Genomic DNA, 15111 nt, shown 5'->3' with positions numbered 1-15111 from the left:
CTCCCAGATTTTGTACGAGGCGAGCCTTTAGCGTTTCCCCGGATTTTTTCGCGCGCCGCGATGGCATCGGATATGCCGAGTGTTTGGCGGCGCGTCAACACGCGATGGTGCAGTTACCCAGGGTGATTGTGCCAATGGGGAATGAACCGCCGGCCGTTGGCGGGGTGTGATTATGCGGATGTACCGGGCTCCTGCCGGGCCGGCCGAAGCACCAGCAGCGCAACAAGGAACAGGAACATCCAGGCGTCGCGCCATTCGATCGGGAAATAGCCCGACCAAAGCGATTCGGCGATGCCGAACGCCGCCGCGCCGAGCGCCGCGCGCGCCGGCGCGAGGTAGCCGCCGACGGCGGTCACGAACAGGACCTTCAACCCGAAGACGAGCCCGGTGTCGAAGCTGATGTTGCCGAAATACAGGCCGGCGAGCACGCCTGCCAGCGCCGCCGCCATCGCCCCGAGCAGTATCGAGCGGTGGAAGATCAGGCCAGTATCCACTCCGCAAAGCGCCGCCGCCCCGGGGTCGTCGGTGACGGCCCGCCATTCGCGCCCGAAGCGCGAGCGCGCCAGCACAGCATTGGCGGCGACGATTGCCGCAAGGGCGATGGCGCAATTGACCATCTGCAACGACGTCAGCGTCACCCGGAATCGGTCGTCGGCCGCAAAGACGAACGGGCCGGCCAGAAGCGGCGGCAGCCAAAAGTCGCGGGTCTCGGCGGCGATGCGGCCGAGTTCCAGCAGCACGAGCGAGACGCCGAGCGTCGCCGCGACGATGGTGTTGGGAGAGCGTCCGGCGAGTTTCTGAAACACACCGCGCGACAATATCCAGGCGATCAGCGCCGAGTAGGCGAAGGCGGCGGCGATGCCGAGCGCGATAGTGGCCGGCAGCGTCAGCCACAGAACCTGCCACCCAAACACGGCGACAAGGATCATGGTTTGCCCGGCAAACGCGAACAGCGCGCCATGCGCAAGGTTGGTGCGGTGAAGCACGCCGTTGCTCACAGCGTAGCCGAAGGCGAGCAGCGCATAGATCGCGCCGATATGCAGTCCGTTGAGCAATTGCTGCAGGAAGTAGAGCATGCGTATCCGTCCGCCGCGAACCTCCGTGGCGCAGCCGAAACTGCGCTGCCGAATATAACTTGTCAAACGCGATTTGTCGGTTAGATTTTTTCGCATGGCGGTTACCTGGACAAAGCATCGATTCTCCGGTGGCGCGCTGGCGCTGGACGCGGCCAACACGGTCGTGCTGCGCGGCGATGCGGCGCGAACGTTCGACCGTTTCGACGATCCGGCAGAGATCGCCCGCTTCGCCGAGGCGGCCACCAACTTCCGGGGGGAAGAACTCGGCGGTCGCGCGCTGGCCGTCGCCGATCCGCATGAGATCGCGCCCACAGTGCTCGCCATCCGCGAGACGACGGACCGGCTGTTTCGTGGCGCTGCATCCGAAGGCTCGGTGGCGACCACCGCATTGCCTGATTTCCTGGAAGCTTGCGCCGCCGGGTTGCGCGGCCATGCCTCGTTCGTTGCCGCGCCTGGAGAGCCGTTCGGCGACCCGGCGACGCCCATCGCCCTGGAGGCGGCGCTGGCCGTCTCGGCGCTTTCGCTGATGTCGCAGGACAACCTGCGCAGGCTCCGGATTTGCCGGAACTGCGGTTGGCTGTTTCTCGACCGCAGCCGCAACGGCAGCCGCCTGTGGTGCGACATGGCGGTCTGCGGAAACCGCCAAAAAGCCAGGCGCCACTACCGCCGCCGCAAGCCTATCACCGAGGAACACGAATATGCGTAATGTCAAACGCGCCGGCCCAATGCTCGCGCCGCTTCTCGTCGCCATGCTGGCGCTGGGCGCCTGCCGCGATACGGGCGGTGAGGGCGAGTATTTCGAAATCGCCGGGAAGCTTTTCGTCTTCAACTATCGGGTCGCAACCGCGACCTATCTCGTCAATCTGCGGCCGCTCCAGCCCATGCGCGAAGGCGAGACGGCGGTCGCCAGCTTCGAGGATCCGGCAGGCGGCGAACCGATCGTGGTGCGCCAGAAGATCTGGCCGAAGCTCGAAAAGACGACGATCGAAAGCCCGCCGCTACGCTGCGTCGTCAAGGACCGGCCCTACCATGTTTCGATCCGCATCGAAGGGGCGGACGGACGCGTCATGCAGACGATCGAGACGACCATGACCTCTTCCGAGGACCAGTCGCTGCTGCCGGACCGCCCGCTCGTCCTTGGTCCAGCCTACACGCCCAATCCCGATCTCGCCGGCCGTCCGGACGGCAAGCTGCTCGATGGCGACGGCGAGTCCTGCCCGGCGTGAGGCTTGACGTGAACGCGGAGGTTCGCTTCCTGAGGACTATTCGGCGAACGAATCGTGCGCCGCTTGGATGGATTGCGTCGCATTGTTTCGCTGCTCACCTTTCGGAAAGCGTAGCGGCTTGCTTCGGCGCTGGGCTGCTTGATTTCGTTTGACCTTCTCGGCAATGGGCGAAACACTCCGGCCAAAACATGCCTGACGCGGAACGGCCTCATTTGAGCTGCCGCGTCGAAGGAATTGCAGATGACGCTTCACGACGTTGCGCTCGACGACAAGTTCGACCTTTCCAAGGAGCGTATCTTCCTGTCGGGCGCGCAGGCGGTTGTGCGCATGCTCCTGATGCAGCGCGAGCGCGATCGCCGCGCGGGGCTGAACACCGCCGGCTTCGTTTCCGGCTATCGCGGCTCACCGCTCGGCGGCCTCGACCTCCAGCTCTGGAGAGCCAAGCGGCAGCTTGCCGACGCCAATATCGTTTTCCAGCCGGGGCTGAACGAGGAACTCGCCGCCACGGCCTGCTGGGGCACACAGCAGACGGAACTGCTCGGCGAAGGCAAATATGATGGCGTGTTTTCGATCTGGTACGGCAAGGGACCGGGCGTCGACCGCTCCGGCGATGTGTTCCGCCACGCCAATCTCGCCGGGTCGTCGAAGCATGGCGGCGTGCTCGCGCTGATGGGCGACGACCACATGGCCGAATCGTCCACCAACGCGCACGCCACCGAGTTTCTCTTTGTAGACACCATGATCCCGATCCTCAATCCGGCGGGTGTGCAGGAACTGATCGACTACGGCCTTTACGGCTACGCCATGTCGCGCTTTGCGGGTACGTGGGCGGCGATCAAATGCGTCAAGGACAATATCGAATCGACCGCATCGGTCGACGCCTCGCTCGACCGGCTGAACATCGTCATCCCGGAATTTGACATGCCGCCCGGCGGCTTGAACATCCGCCACGAGCTCGACCAACTCGGCCAGGAGGCGCGCCTGCATGAACACAAGCGCGCCGCGGCCTCGGCCTTCATCAAGGCCAACGACCTCAACCGGATCGTCTATTCGGGCGGCCGCAATCCGAAGATCGGCATCGTCACCATCGGCAAAAGCTATCTCGACGTGCGCCAGGCGCTCGAGGACATTGGCGTCGACGAAGACCGAGCCAACCAGATCGGCGTGCGCCTGTTCAAGGTCGGCTGCCCGTGGCCGCTCGACTTCGAGCACATTGCGGATTTCGTGCGCGGCCTCGAAATGGTGATCGTCGTCGAGGAAAAGCGCTCGCTGATCGAAGTCCAGTTGCGCGAAAGCCTCTACAACACGGCCATGCAGCCGGTGGTGATCGGCAAGAAGGACGAACGCGGCGGCTGGCTGTTCCCGGCCAAGGGCTCGCTCGACCCGAACGACATCGCAATCGCGCTCGGCGAGCGCATCGTCAAGACCATTGGGCCGTCGGAGGAGATTTCGGCGCGGGTCGCCCGGCTAAGGCAGTTCCAGGCGATGCTCGCCGACACGAAGGACATCGGCGCGCGCACGCCGTTCTTCTGCTCCGGCTGCCCGCACAATTCCTCGACCAAGGTGCCGGAAGGCTCCATCGCCGCCGCGGGCATCGGCTGCCATTTCATGGCGCTGTGGATGGACCGCTCCACGGTCGGATTCACCGCCATGGGCGGGGAGGGGGCGCAGTGGGTCGGCCAGGCGCCGTTCTCGACGCGCGAGCACATCTTCCAGAATCTCGGCGACGGCACCTACAACCATTCCGGCTCGCTGGCGCTGCGCTTCGCGCTCGCCTCGGGTGCCAACATCACCTACAAGATCCTCTACAACGACGCGGTCGCCATGACCGGCGGCCAGCCGCACGAAGGCAATCTCACCGTCGACATGATCGCAAGCCAGGTGCGCGCCGAAGGCGTCGAGCGTATCGCTATCGTCACAGACGAGCCGGGCAAATACGCTTCCGCCGGCATGATTTTTCCGGCCGGCGCCACCATTCACCATCGAGACGAACTCGACATTGTGCAACGCCAGCTGCGCGAGACGAAAGGCGTCTCCGTTCTGCTTTATGACCAGACCTGCGCTGCCGAAAAGCGCCGCCGCCGCAAGCGCGGAACCTTTCCCGACCCCGACAAGCGCGTCATCATCAACGAACTCGTCTGCGAAGGCTGCGGAGATTGCGGCGTACAGTCGAACTGCGTGTCGATCCAGCCGGTCGAAACCGAGTTCGGCCGCAAGCGCCGCATCGACCAGTCGAGCTGCAACAAGGATTTCTCCTGCGTCAACGGCTTCTGCCCGTCCTTCGTGACCGTGCATGGCGCGAAGATCCGCAAGGCCGAAGGCATGGCCGGAAAATCCGATCCGCTTGAAGGCGTGCCGGAGCCGCAGCTTTTTGCGCTCGACCGCGATGGCTGGTCGTCGATCATCGACGGCGTCGGCGGCACCGGCGTCGTCACGATCGGCGCCATCCTCGGCATGGCCGCGCATCTGGAGGGCAAGGGCTGCGGCATGATCGACATGGCGGGCCTGGCGCAGAAAGGCGGGGCGGTGTTCTCACACGTCCGCATTGCAAAAACCCCGGAGGAGATCCATGCCATACGCGTCTCGGCGGGCAAGGCCGATCTCGTGCTCGGCTGCGACCTCGTCGTGTCGGGCAACAAGAAGGTGCTGGCGGCGGTGCGCGAGGGTCATACGATCTTCGTCGCCAATACCGCCGAGATAATGCCGGGCGATTTCGCGCGTTTGGCCGATTTCTCACTGCCCGTCGAGCGGCTGAAGAAGGCCATTCGCGAGGCCGCCGGCGAACACAAGGCACATTTCTTCGACGCCACGCGCACTGCCTCGGCGCTGTTCGGCAACTCGCTCGGCGCCAACATGTTCATGCTGGGCTTCGCCTACCAGCACGGCGGCCTGCCGCTGTCGGCGGAGGCGATCGAACGCGCCGTCGAGCTCAATGGCGAGGCGGTTGCCATGAACATCGCGGCCTTCCGCTGGGGGCGACGCGCGGCGCATCAGCCGGATTTCGTCAAAGGGATGCTCGGCCGGCCCGGCCAGGCGGCGGATTCCGGCGCCGCACAGTCGCTCGACGAGACGGTGGCGCGCCGCGTAGAGTTTCTGACCGCCTATCAGAATGCCGTCTATGCGAAGCGCTACGCGGATCGCGTCGCAGTCGTCCGCAAGGCCGAGCAGGCCGCCTTGCCGGGTTCAAGAACAGTCGCCGAGGCCGTGGCGAAAAACCTCTTCAAACTGATGGCGATCAAGGACGAGTACGAAGTCGCCCGCCTCTACACGGACGGCTCGTTCCAGCGCCAACTGGCCGCGCAATTCCAGGAATACGAACGGCTGGAATTCCACCTCGCGCCGCCGATCATGGGCCGTCGCGGTGCGGATGGAAAGCCGAGGAAGTCCAGTTTCGGGCCTTGGATGATGAAGGCATTCCGCCTGCTCGCGTCGCTGAAGGGCCTGCGCGGATCGGCGCTTGATGTCTTCGGCTATTCCGCCGAGCGGCGGCTGGAGCGCGATCTGCTGGCTCGCTACGAGGCCGATGTCGACCGTATCGTAAAAGCCCTGTCGCCGGCGAAGATTGAGGCGGCGGCGGCGCTGGCGTCCGTGCCTGCTCTCATCCGCGGCTATGGCCATGTCAAGCAGGCCAACGCGGAAAGGGCGGCCGGCGAGCGGGCCCGGCTTCTGGCGCGCCTTGAAGGCGCAGAGGCGAAGCCGGAGCTGGAAGCGGCAGAATAAAGCCGCTTTTTTGCCGCTTCAAGTATGTTTGCTGTATCGCGAGTCCTTACCTTTGCGTTAACGATTTGCGGCCATACGCTGTATAAGCCTTTTTTAAGGCGAATGTGGCAAAGCTTGGCTCCCGAAAGCGGGATTCAGGCGTGCCCACGAGACGAAAAAGCGAGATTCCCGTCGACGTCTACATTCCTTTCGTGGAGACGCTGTTCCGCGACGGTACGACGCTTGCGATCGGATTTGCGGCGCAAACCCTGCTCGTGATCCTGGTTTATTGGAAAACCGCGGACCCGCTCTACCTCCTTCTCGCGTTTGGCATGATCGTCGTGGCGATCCTGCGCATGCGCAACATCCGCAAGTACCGCAACGCGCCGCCGCCGAAGGACAGGCAGGAGGCCCGTCACCGCGAGAACGATTATATCGTCTACGGCTCCATGCATGGGTTCATGCTTGGAACGTTCTGTTTCCTCGGCATCTACCTAGCACACGACAGTTTCGCCGAGATCGCCTCGGTCGCAGTCACGCTCGCCTCCGCCACCTCCATCGCAGGCCGCAATTATGGCTCGCCGCGCATGGTGATGATCTTCATCATGGCGCTGACATGGCCAATCTCACTCGGCTTCATCCTGCGCGGCGACCCCTATCATATCATCCTTGGCCTTCTGTCGGCGCCGTTCCTCTTCGCCATCAAGCGCTTTGCCGACACGGTTCGTGACGTGCTGTTCACCGCGATTTCGGAGGAGAAGAAGGCGAGCCGGCTCGCCCAGCGGTTCAATCGAGCGCTCAACACCATGTCGCACGGCCTTGTCATGCTAGGCCCCAACGGCAAGGTCGTGGTCGCGAATGCGGAAGCCGCTCACCTGATGTCGCTAAAATCGCCCGACGCGCTCCTCGGGCGCTCGATCCATTCGCTGCTTATGCGCGGCGTTGCAGGCGGCATGCTGGCGCTCAAGGATTGCCGCTACATCGAGGCTCAGCTCACGCGCGCGCTGCGCGAGGGGCGCGACCGCAAGGTGCTGGTCTCGTTCTCCAATGGCCAGCACTACGAGTTCTCGGCGCGCGAAGGCAGCCAGGATCTTGGCGTCATCACCTTCGAGGACGTCTCGCAGCGCGTCGAGGCGGAAGAGAAGATCCGCACGATGGCGCGCTACGACAATCTGACGGGCCTGCCGAACCGCGCCTATTTCCAAGAACTCGTCGGCGAGTTCATGCAAGCCGGCGACCCGGACAGGCTCTGCGGTCTCGCGGTTCTTGACCTCGACGACTTCAAAAGCGTCAACGACGCGCTCGGCCATCCGGTCGGCGACGGGCTGATCTACGCCGTTGCCGAACGGCTCGCCGCCTTTGCCGACGAAGGCGTCCGCGTCAGCCGCTTCGGCGGCGACGAGTTCATGATCTATTTCGACCGGCTCGACGACGACAGCCATCTGGCTGAAATGCTGGACGGCATCTTCGCCGGCCTGCAGGGCGACGTCGACGTGGCCGGCCACGTGCTACGCATTCAGGCCAGCGGCGGCGCGGTGCTCTGTCGCGTCAGGGATACCGAGGTCGACGCGATGGTCGTGAAGGCCGACTTGGCCCTCTACAAAGCCAAGGAACTCGGCAAGAACGACTGGCAGCTCTTCGAATCGGCGATGGACGCCGCGTTCCGCAATCGCCAGCTCATGAAGGCGGATCTGCGCAGCACCGTCGAGGCGAAGGGCCTGCGCGTCGTCTATCAGCCGATCGTGGCAATGGACACGATGCGTATCGCCAGTTGCGAGGCCCTGTGCCGCTGGGATCATCCCGAGCTCGGTTCGATATCGCCGGCCACCTTTATTCCACTCGCCGAGGAAATGGGCATCATTTCGGAGATCAGCAGTTTCGTGCTGCAGGCCGCCACCGCTGAATGCGCGCGCTGGCCCGAACAGATCAGCGTTTCGGTCAACCTTTCTGCCAAGGATTTCCGTCACCGCAACGTGGTCGACAAGGTGCGCGATGCGCTGGCCCAGTCGGGCCTCGCCGCGCACCGGCTAGAGATCGAGGTGACGGAAACGGCGCTGCTCGACGACAAGTCGCTGACCGGGCAGTACATTGAGGAGCTCAAGGGCCTCGGCGTTCGGATCGCGCTCGATGATTTCGGCACGGGCTATTCGAGCCTGAGCTATCTGCACAAGCTGCCGCTCGACAAGATCAAGATCGACCGCAGCTTCCTCGTTGACATGGGGCACAATCCGCGCTCGCTCGAATTGCTGAAGGGCATCGTCAATCTTTCGCGCCCGCTTGGCCTGGTCATAACCGTCGAGGGCGTCGAAACCTTCGAGCAGCTGAAAATTCTGGCGCTTTCAGTGAAGCCCGATCTGGTGCAGGGCTTCCTCTTCGGGTCGGCTCTTTCGGCCTCCGGCATCGAGACGATGTCGAATACGATCTGGCCCTTCGGCAACGACATCAAATCGGCCGAACGCGGCGCTGCAAGCTGAGTTTTCCGAATCCGGCGAAAGTCTGCTAGTCGGACAATCTCCCCGAGAGGTTAACCTTAACCTTCGGTAAACAGCTCCTGCGGTATTTTCAACTTTACATATGCCGACCGTCGCGTACCCTTGGTGTGACGGCGGAGTGCGAGGGTATCCATGGTTGTGCAGCAGGCGGCGTTCGGCAACAGCGCCGGGGCGGTTAGTGCCGATGCGTCTGAAGTATCGAGTTTCGCTAAGAACATTCTGGCGCTGCTGGAGCGCACTGAGTATCGCCGTTGCGACAAGGGCGAAGACCTCGAAGACATCTACCGGCTTCGCTACAAATCATATCGCCTGAGCGACATGGTCCCGGAAAATCCCGATCATATTGTCCATGACGAGCTCGACGAAGCGCCGAACTGCTACAAATTCGGCATCTATGTCGATGGGGCCCTCGTCAGCACCTTGCGCATTCATCATGCGTCGCTGGCCACGCCGCAATCACCGTCGACGACGGTCTATGGCGACATTCTGCGTCCCATGATGGCCGGCGGCCTCACCTTCGTGGATCCGAGCCGCTTTGCGGCCGATCCGGACTGGTCGCGTGTCTATCCACAGATACCCTATCTCACGCTGCGGCTCGCCGGAATGGCCTGCTTCCACTTCGAGGCGCCTTATTGCCTTTCGACCATCCGGGAAGAGCATGCCGGCTTCTACAAGCGCATCTACTGCTCCGAGCAGATCGGCGAACTGCGCAACTATCCCGGCCTGAACTATCCGGTCGTTCTCTATCGCGCCGACGTCAGCGCCATTCGCGAGCGCTCCTTCTCACGCTTTCCCTTCTTCAAATCGACGGCGATGGAGCAGCGATTGATGTTCGGCAAACCTCTCCGCGGCGAGCTTGCGCCGCTGACGATTTTGCCGACGGCGAAGTATTTTCGCGACGCCGCCTGACCGTCCGGGAAATCGGCGGGCCGCATTGCGTTGCTGGCGCCGAACGTCCATAAATTTGGCGGATATCGGCCAATGCCGTGCTCTCGCCGAGGCTTCATGAACACCAGAAGCGACCTTGTCCGCGCGGCAATCTGGGCCGCTGAACTCGCCGACGACGAGATCGAGCGGGCAAGCCGCGGCATCAGCGAAAAGACCTTCGCCAAGGGCAGTTACGTCTGCCACCGCGGCGACAGGCTCGACTACTGGACCGGCGTCATCACCGGGCTGGTCAAGATCAGCGCCATATCGCGCGACGGCAAGGCGATGACATTCGCGGGCGCAGGTCCGGGCGGCTGGTTCGGCGAGGGCTCCGTGCTCAAGGACGAGCCGCGCAAATACGATCTCGTTGCCCTGCGCGAGACACGCCTTGCGATGCTCAACAAGAGCACCTTCTTCTGGCTCTGCGACAACAGTGCGGCCTTCAACCGGTTTCTCGTGCGCCAGCTCAACGAGCGCTTGGGGCAGTTCATCGCCACGACCGAGTACGACCGCATACTGGACCCGAAGGCGCGGGTCGCGCGCAATCTCTCATGGTTCTTCAATTCCGTGCTCTATCCGGATGTGCACGACCATATCGAAATCACGCAGGACGAACTGGCGCTGCTTGCCGGAGTGTCGCGACAGGTCGTCAACAGAAGCCTGCGGGCGCTCGAGGAGGAAGGCCTGCTGCGCGTGGAGCATGGCCGGATCGATGTGATCGACGTCGAGCGCCTGGCAAACTATGGCGCTTGAAGAGCTCTGCAGGAATGAGGGATTGCGGCGCATGTGCCGCGCATTCAAAAGACAATCTGCCGTCCTGTCTGTCAAGGGGTGCGTTGTCGCCCGCACATTTCCATAATAGCTTAAGTTCAAAGCCTGCCGGATTCACGGACAGGCGCCGCGGCGGGATGGGACCCGGCGCGACAACGGGAGGAAGTGAGTGGCAAAACCTTGGCGTCGAGCCGGGTCGGAATGGTCGCGCATGCGGCCGCTGCTGGATGCTCCGGGCGGCATTTGGTCTAATGGCGCATTTGCGCCGAAGTCCGGCGCTGGCACAATGGGCGCGCCCATTGTTGATGCCGGGCCGGGAGGAGCATTGTCATGGTAGCGACGGCGGCCGCCGCCGGGGTCACCCTCGACACCTTTCCGAAATACCTGCTGCTCAATGCCCAGCGGTTCGGCAACCGCCCCGCTATGCGCCACAAGGATTACGGCATCTGGCAAAGCTGGACCTGGGCGGAGCAGCTCGCGCAAATTCGCGCATTGGCGCTAGGGCTCCAGGCGCTAGGGCTCAGCCATGGCGACAAGATTGCCATCGTCGGCGCCAACCGCCCACGCCTTTACTGGACCTTTGCCGCCGCCCAGTCGCTGGGCGCCGTGCCGGTGCCGGTTTATGCCGACGCTGTCGCCGAGGAGATGGCCTACGTCCTCGATCATGCCGGAGTCCGTTTCGCTGTGGTCCAGGACCAGGAGCAGGTCGACAAGATCCGGTCCTTCTCCGACAGCATTCCGATGCTTCGCGAGATCATCTATGACGAACCCCGCGGCCTCGACGGCTATGATCATTCCGGCCTAACCGCCTTTACTGCCGTCCAGGAAAGGGGCGATGCGCTGCTCGCCGCCGATCCCGGTCTGGCGGAGCGCTGGGAGCGCGGCATCCGCGAGGCGAGCGGCGGCGACATCTCGGTGATGCTCTATACGTCCGGCACTACCGGGCGCTCCAAGGGCGTCATGATCACGGCGGCCGGCGCGGTCAATGCGGCGCGCGACACCGCCGAATTCGACGGGCTTTCCGAAAAGGACAGCGTGCTGGCCTATCTGCCGCTGGCCTGGGTCGGAGACCACTATCTGAACTACGCGCAAGGTTACGTTTCGGGTCTGTGCATGAACTGCCCGGAAAGCGGCGAAACCGTCGCGCAGGATCTGCGTGAAATCGGGCCGACCTTCTATTTCGCGCCACCGCGCATCTTCGAGGGCCTGCTCACCAGCGTCACTATCCGCATGGAAGACGCCGGCTGGTTGAAGCGCAAGCTGTTCGACTATTTCATCGGCGTGGCGAAGCGATACGGCGAGGCGATCCTGGAGGGCAGGCCGGTGCCGCTTTCGGGGCGCATCTCCTACGAGCTGGGGAAGTTCCTGGTCTATGCGCCGCTGCGAAATGTGCTCGGGCTTTCCAACATACGCGTCGCTTATACGGCGGGTGAGGCCATTGGGCAGGATCTGTTTTCCTTCTTCCGCTCGCTCGGCATCAATCTGAAACAGCTCTACGGCCAGACCGAAGCGTTCCTCTATGTCACCGTGCAGAAGGATGGCGAGGTTCGCGCCGACACTGTTGGGCCGGCCGCGCCGAACGTCGACATCCGCATCTCCGATTCAGGCGAGGTGCTGTTCCGCTCGCCTGGCATGTTTGCCGGCTATTTCAAGCAGGAAGACACCACGGCCGAAACGCTGACGGAAGACGGCTACGTCAAGACCGGCGACGCCGGCTTCTTCGATACGGACGGACAGCTCAAGATCATTGACCGCGCCAAGGATGTGGGCAAGCTCACGTCGGGCGCGCTGTTTGCCCCGAAATACATCGAGAACACGCTGAAATTCTTTCCCAACATCAAGGAAGCGGTGGCTTTCGGGCATGGCCGCGATTTCGCCGCCGCATTCATCAATATCGACCTGCAGGCTGTCGGCAATTGGGCGGAACGCAACAACATCGCCTACGCCTCCTACCAGGAGCTGGCAGGACATCCGCAGGTCTACGAGATGATCGGCAGGAATGTCGACGAAACCAATCTGCGCCTGTCGAAGGAGCCGGTCATGGCCGGCGCGCAGATCAAGCGGTTCCTGGTGCTGCACAAGGAACTCGACGCCGATGACGGCGAACTGACGCGCACGCTGAAGGTCCGCCGCGCCTTCGTTGCCGAACGCTATGCCCCGCTGATCGAGGCGCTATATGACGGTTCGACGGAAAAATTCGTCGAGACCGAAATGACCTATGAGGATGGGCGCAAGGGCGTGGTCCGCGCCACGGTGAAGATCGTGGATGCGAAGACCTATCCCGCAGCGCGGCCGGAGATCAGGGAGGCCGCCGAATGAATGCGCGTCCCGAGCCGATGAAGCTTGCCATCGCCGATGACGGCATCCCGATGGGCGGTTTGTTGATGGAGGTGAAGAACGTCTCGCTGCGCTTCGGAGGGGTGAAGGCGATCACCGACATCTCCTTCGACGTGAAGAAGGGCGAGATCCGCGCCATCATCGGCCCGAACGGCGCCGGCAAGACGTCGATGCTCAACGTCATCAACGGCTTCTACACGCCGCAGGAGGGCACCATCGTCTTCCGCGGCCAGGAGCGGCGAGCGATGAAGCCGCATCATGCGGTCCGCCAGGGCATAGCCCGCACCTTTCAGAACGTCGCTCTGTTCAAGGGCATGTCCACGCTCGACAACATCATGGCCGGTCGCTCGGTTATGATGCATCGCAGCCTGTTCTGGCAGATGCTGTGGCACGGACCGGCGCTTAGGGAGGAGATCGAGCACCGCGAAAAGGTCGAGGAGATCATAGACTTCCTCGAAATCCAGCACATCCGCCGCACCCCCGTCGGCAAGCTGCCCTACGGGCTGCAGAAGCGCGTCGAGCTTGGCCGCGCGCTCGCCATGGAGCCGTCGCTGCTTCTGCTCGATGAGCCGATGGCCGGCATGAATCTCGAGGAGAAAGAGGATATGAGCCGGTTCATCATCGACGTGAACCGGCAGCGCGGCACGACGATCGCGCTGATCGAGCATGATATGGGCGTGGTCATGGACCTTTCCGACCGCGTCGTAGTTCTCGACTACGGCAAAAAGATCGCCGACGGCACGCCCGATGCCGTGAAATCCAACCAAGACGTCATAGACGCCTATCTCGGCGTCGCGCATTGAAAGGAAAACGACATGGATATCGCAACCCTGCCGCTGTCGCCGCTGATCGCTCTGATTGCCGGCGTGTTGATCCTGATCGTACCGCGGCTTCTGAATTACATCGTCGCGATCTATCTGATCATCGTCGGCCTGCTCGGGCTGTTCCCGCAACTGACGGGCTGAGGCGCATGGGTGTGGCGGGGGGAGAATCAAGGTGAGCCAGCGTCCGAAACCCACGGCCGCGTCGAACTTCCCGCCGCCGGAACAGAGCGGCGTGCGAATGCATGAAGTGTCGCCGTTGTCGGCCAACTGGTATCATCTGAACCGCTACGATTTCGATCTCCGCCTTGCGGACGGCTCCTGGCAGCGGCAGACGCGCGAGGCCTACGATCGCGGCAACGGGGCTACGATCCTGCTCTACAACCGCGCGCGGCGCAGCGTCGTACTGACGCGGCAGTTCCGGCTCCCCGCTTTCCTGAACGGCGTTGTGGACGGCCAGATGATAGAGGCGGCGGCCGGGCTGCTTGACGATGACAGCCCGGGCGATGCAATCCGCCGCGAAGCGGCCGAGGAAACAGGCTATCGCATCGGCGATGTCGAGCCCGTCTTCGACATCTTCATGAGTCCGGGTTCGGTCACCGAGCGGCTGCATTTCTTCATGGCCGAATACGATCCCTCGGACCGCCCTACCAATGGCGGCGGCGCCGACGGCGAGAACGAGAACATCGAGGTTCTGGAAATCAGTTTCGACCGCGCTCTCGCTATGGTGGAGAGCGGCGAAATACGCGACGCCAAGACCATTCTGCTGCTTTATCACATGCGCCTGCGGGGTATCCTATGAACCTGATTGAAGGCATTTTCATCAAGCCCTTCGCCGACATGGCCGCCGCGCCGGATTTTCTCCTCCAGGTGCTTTGGGAGGGGCTGGTCGCCGGCGTGCTCTACGCGCTGATAGCGCTCGGCTTCGTGCTCATCTACAAATCCTCGCGCATCTTCAATTTCGCGCAAGGCATCATGGTGGTGTTCGCAGCGCTCACCCTGGTCGGCCTCTACGAAAAGGGCGTGCCGGCGCTGCTTGCCCTGCCGCTGACTTTGGTCGTCATGTTCATCCTGGCTGTGGTCATCGAGCGCGTGGTGCTGCGCCCGCTCGTCAACCAGCCCGACATCATTCTGTTCATGGCCACGATCGGCATCACGCTGTTCCTGATCGGCTTCGGCGAGATCATCTTCGGCGGCGAAAACAAGGTGATGATCACCGAACAGCTCTTCATCCCGACGGGCAGCTTCACCTTCGAGCCGTTCGGCGGCTTCGTTTCGATCGAACAGAAGGATCTGACCGCGGTCGTCGGCGCGGTGCTTCTGGTCGCAGGGCTCATCTTCTTCCTTAACAAGTCGAAGATGGGCCGCGCCATCCGCGCGCTCGGCGACGACCACCAGGCCGCGCTCTCCGTCGGCATATCGCTGTCGACCATCTGGGTGCTGGTCTGGTTCATCGCCGGAGTCATCGCGCTCGCCACCGGCATCGTCTGGGGAGCCCGCGCCGGCGTCTCATTCGCGCTGGAAGTCATCGCCTTCAAGGCGCTGCCGGTGCTGATGCTGGGCGGTCTGGAATCGGTGCTCGGCGCTATCATCGGTGGCCTCGCCATCGGCATCCTGGAAAAGCTGTTCGAGATCTACTGGGGCCAGCCGCTGCTCGGCGGCAACACCGAGACCTGGTTCGCCTTCGTCTTCGCACTGATCGTGCTTCTGTTCCGGCCGCAGGGCCTGTTCGGCGAAAAGATCATCGAGCGGGTGTGAAGGA

General features: G+C 63.0%; 12 protein-coding genes. 11 read left to right on the top strand and 1 reads right to left on the bottom strand.

The window, feature by feature from the left end:
- Positions 1-170 precede the first annotated feature (170 nt).
- Positions 171-1076 (bottom strand): branched-chain amino acid ABC transporter permease, encoded by a 906-nt coding sequence (locus tag ABVK50_RS21265; protein WP_353644691.1) that lies wholly within the window; start codon positions 1074-1076, stop codon positions 171-173.
- A gap of 94 nt (positions 1077-1170) precedes the next feature.
- Between ABVK50_RS21265 and ABVK50_RS21260 the strand changes: the two genes are divergently transcribed.
- The 11 genes from ABVK50_RS21260 to ABVK50_RS21210 all read left to right on the top strand — a co-directional run bounded on the left by ABVK50_RS21260 (position 1171) and on the right by ABVK50_RS21210 (position 15107).
- Positions 1171-1782 (top strand): CGNR zinc finger domain-containing protein, encoded by a 612-nt coding sequence (locus ABVK50_RS21260; protein ID WP_353644692.1) that lies wholly within the window; start codon positions 1171-1173, stop codon positions 1780-1782.
- Positions 1775-2302 carry a hypothetical protein gene (locus ABVK50_RS21255; RefSeq protein WP_353644693.1) on the top strand — a complete coding sequence of 176 codons (528 nt, stop codon included), beginning with the start codon at positions 1775-1777 and terminating at the stop codon, positions 2300-2302. The genes ABVK50_RS21260 and ABVK50_RS21255 overlap by 8 nt, the downstream gene beginning before the upstream one ends.
- A 240-nt stretch (positions 2303-2542) precedes the next feature.
- Positions 2543-6022 (top strand): indolepyruvate ferredoxin oxidoreductase family protein, encoded by a 3480-nt coding sequence (locus tag ABVK50_RS21250; protein ID WP_353644694.1) that lies wholly within the window; start codon positions 2543-2545, stop codon positions 6020-6022.
- 140 nt (positions 6023-6162) lie between these two features.
- On the top strand, positions 6163-8475 hold the full coding sequence (locus ABVK50_RS21245) for an EAL domain-containing protein (RefSeq protein ID WP_353644695.1): 2313 nt from the start codon (positions 6163-6165) through the stop codon (positions 8473-8475).
- Between the two features lie 150 nt (positions 8476-8625).
- A complete protein-coding gene (locus ABVK50_RS21240; protein ID WP_353644696.1) occupies positions 8626-9402 on the top strand; it encodes a hypothetical protein in 777 nt (258 codons plus the stop codon).
- 96 nt (positions 9403-9498) lie between these two features.
- The gene (locus ABVK50_RS21235) at positions 9499-10173 is read left to right on the top strand and encodes a Crp/Fnr family transcriptional regulator (protein ID WP_353644697.1); all 675 of its coding nucleotides are present in this window, start codon (positions 9499-9501) and stop codon (positions 10171-10173) included.
- Positions 10174-10521: 348 nt separating this feature from the next.
- Positions 10522-12510 carry an AMP-binding protein gene (locus tag ABVK50_RS21230; protein WP_353644698.1) on the top strand — a complete coding sequence of 663 codons (1989 nt, stop codon included), beginning with the start codon at positions 10522-10524 and terminating at the stop codon, positions 12508-12510.
- Positions 12507-13331, top strand: coding sequence for an ABC transporter ATP-binding protein (locus ABVK50_RS21225; protein WP_353644699.1), 825 nt, complete (start codon positions 12507-12509; stop codon positions 13329-13331). The genes ABVK50_RS21230 and ABVK50_RS21225 overlap by 4 nt, the downstream gene beginning before the upstream one ends.
- 12 nt (positions 13332-13343) lie before the next feature.
- Entirely contained in the window at positions 13344-13493 is a 150-nt protein-coding gene (locus ABVK50_RS21220; protein WP_353644700.1) for a DUF3096 domain-containing protein, read from the top strand.
- A gap of 97 nt (positions 13494-13590) precedes the next feature.
- Entirely contained in the window at positions 13591-14151 is a 561-nt protein-coding gene (locus ABVK50_RS21215; RefSeq protein ID WP_353645860.1) for an NUDIX domain-containing protein, read from the top strand.
- On the top strand, positions 14148-15107 hold the full coding sequence (locus ABVK50_RS21210; RefSeq protein WP_353644701.1) for a branched-chain amino acid ABC transporter permease: 960 nt from the start codon (positions 14148-14150) through the stop codon (positions 15105-15107). Before ABVK50_RS21215 ends, ABVK50_RS21210 begins: the two co-directional genes overlap by 4 nt.
- Positions 15108-15111: the final 4 nt, after the last annotated feature.

The organism is Mesorhizobium sp. WSM2240 (genome assembly GCF_040438645.1).
Taxonomy (GTDB): Bacteria; Pseudomonadota; Alphaproteobacteria; order Rhizobiales; family Rhizobiaceae; genus Allomesorhizobium.
This window is presented reverse-complemented; position numbering and strand designations above follow the sequence as displayed.

Bases quoted from the DNA above. Each gene is read 5' to 3' on its own strand.
- ABVK50_RS21240 (WP_353644696.1), top strand. From the start codon at position 8,626: ATGGTTGTGCAGCAGGCGGCGTTCGGCAACAGCGCCGGGGCGGTTAGT.
- ABVK50_RS21210 (WP_353644701.1), top strand. From the start codon at position 14,148: ATGAACCTGATTGAAGGCATTTTCATCAAGCCCTTCGCCGACATGGCC.
- ABVK50_RS21250 (WP_353644694.1), top strand. From the start codon at position 2,543: ATGACGCTTCACGACGTTGCGCTCGACGACAAGTTCGACCTTTCCAAG.
- ABVK50_RS21220 (WP_353644700.1), top strand. From the start codon at position 13,344: ATGGATATCGCAACCCTGCCGCTGTCGCCGCTGATCGCTCTGATTGCC.
- ABVK50_RS21265 (WP_353644691.1), bottom strand. From the start codon at position 1,076: ATGCTCTACTTCCTGCAGCAATTGCTCAACGGACTGCATATCGGCGCG.
- ABVK50_RS21215 (WP_353645860.1), top strand. From the start codon at position 13,591: ATGCATGAAGTGTCGCCGTTGTCGGCCAACTGGTATCATCTGAACCGC.
- ABVK50_RS21255 (WP_353644693.1), top strand. From the start codon at position 1,775: ATGCGTAATGTCAAACGCGCCGGCCCAATGCTCGCGCCGCTTCTCGTC.
- ABVK50_RS21260 (WP_353644692.1), top strand. From the start codon at position 1,171: ATGGCGGTTACCTGGACAAAGCATCGATTCTCCGGTGGCGCGCTGGCG.
- ABVK50_RS21230 (WP_353644698.1), top strand. From the start codon at position 10,522: ATGGTAGCGACGGCGGCCGCCGCCGGGGTCACCCTCGACACCTTTCCG.
- ABVK50_RS21235 (WP_353644697.1), top strand. From the start codon at position 9,499: ATGAACACCAGAAGCGACCTTGTCCGCGCGGCAATCTGGGCCGCTGAA.
- ABVK50_RS21225 (WP_353644699.1), top strand. From the start codon at position 12,507: ATGAATGCGCGTCCCGAGCCGATGAAGCTTGCCATCGCCGATGACGGC.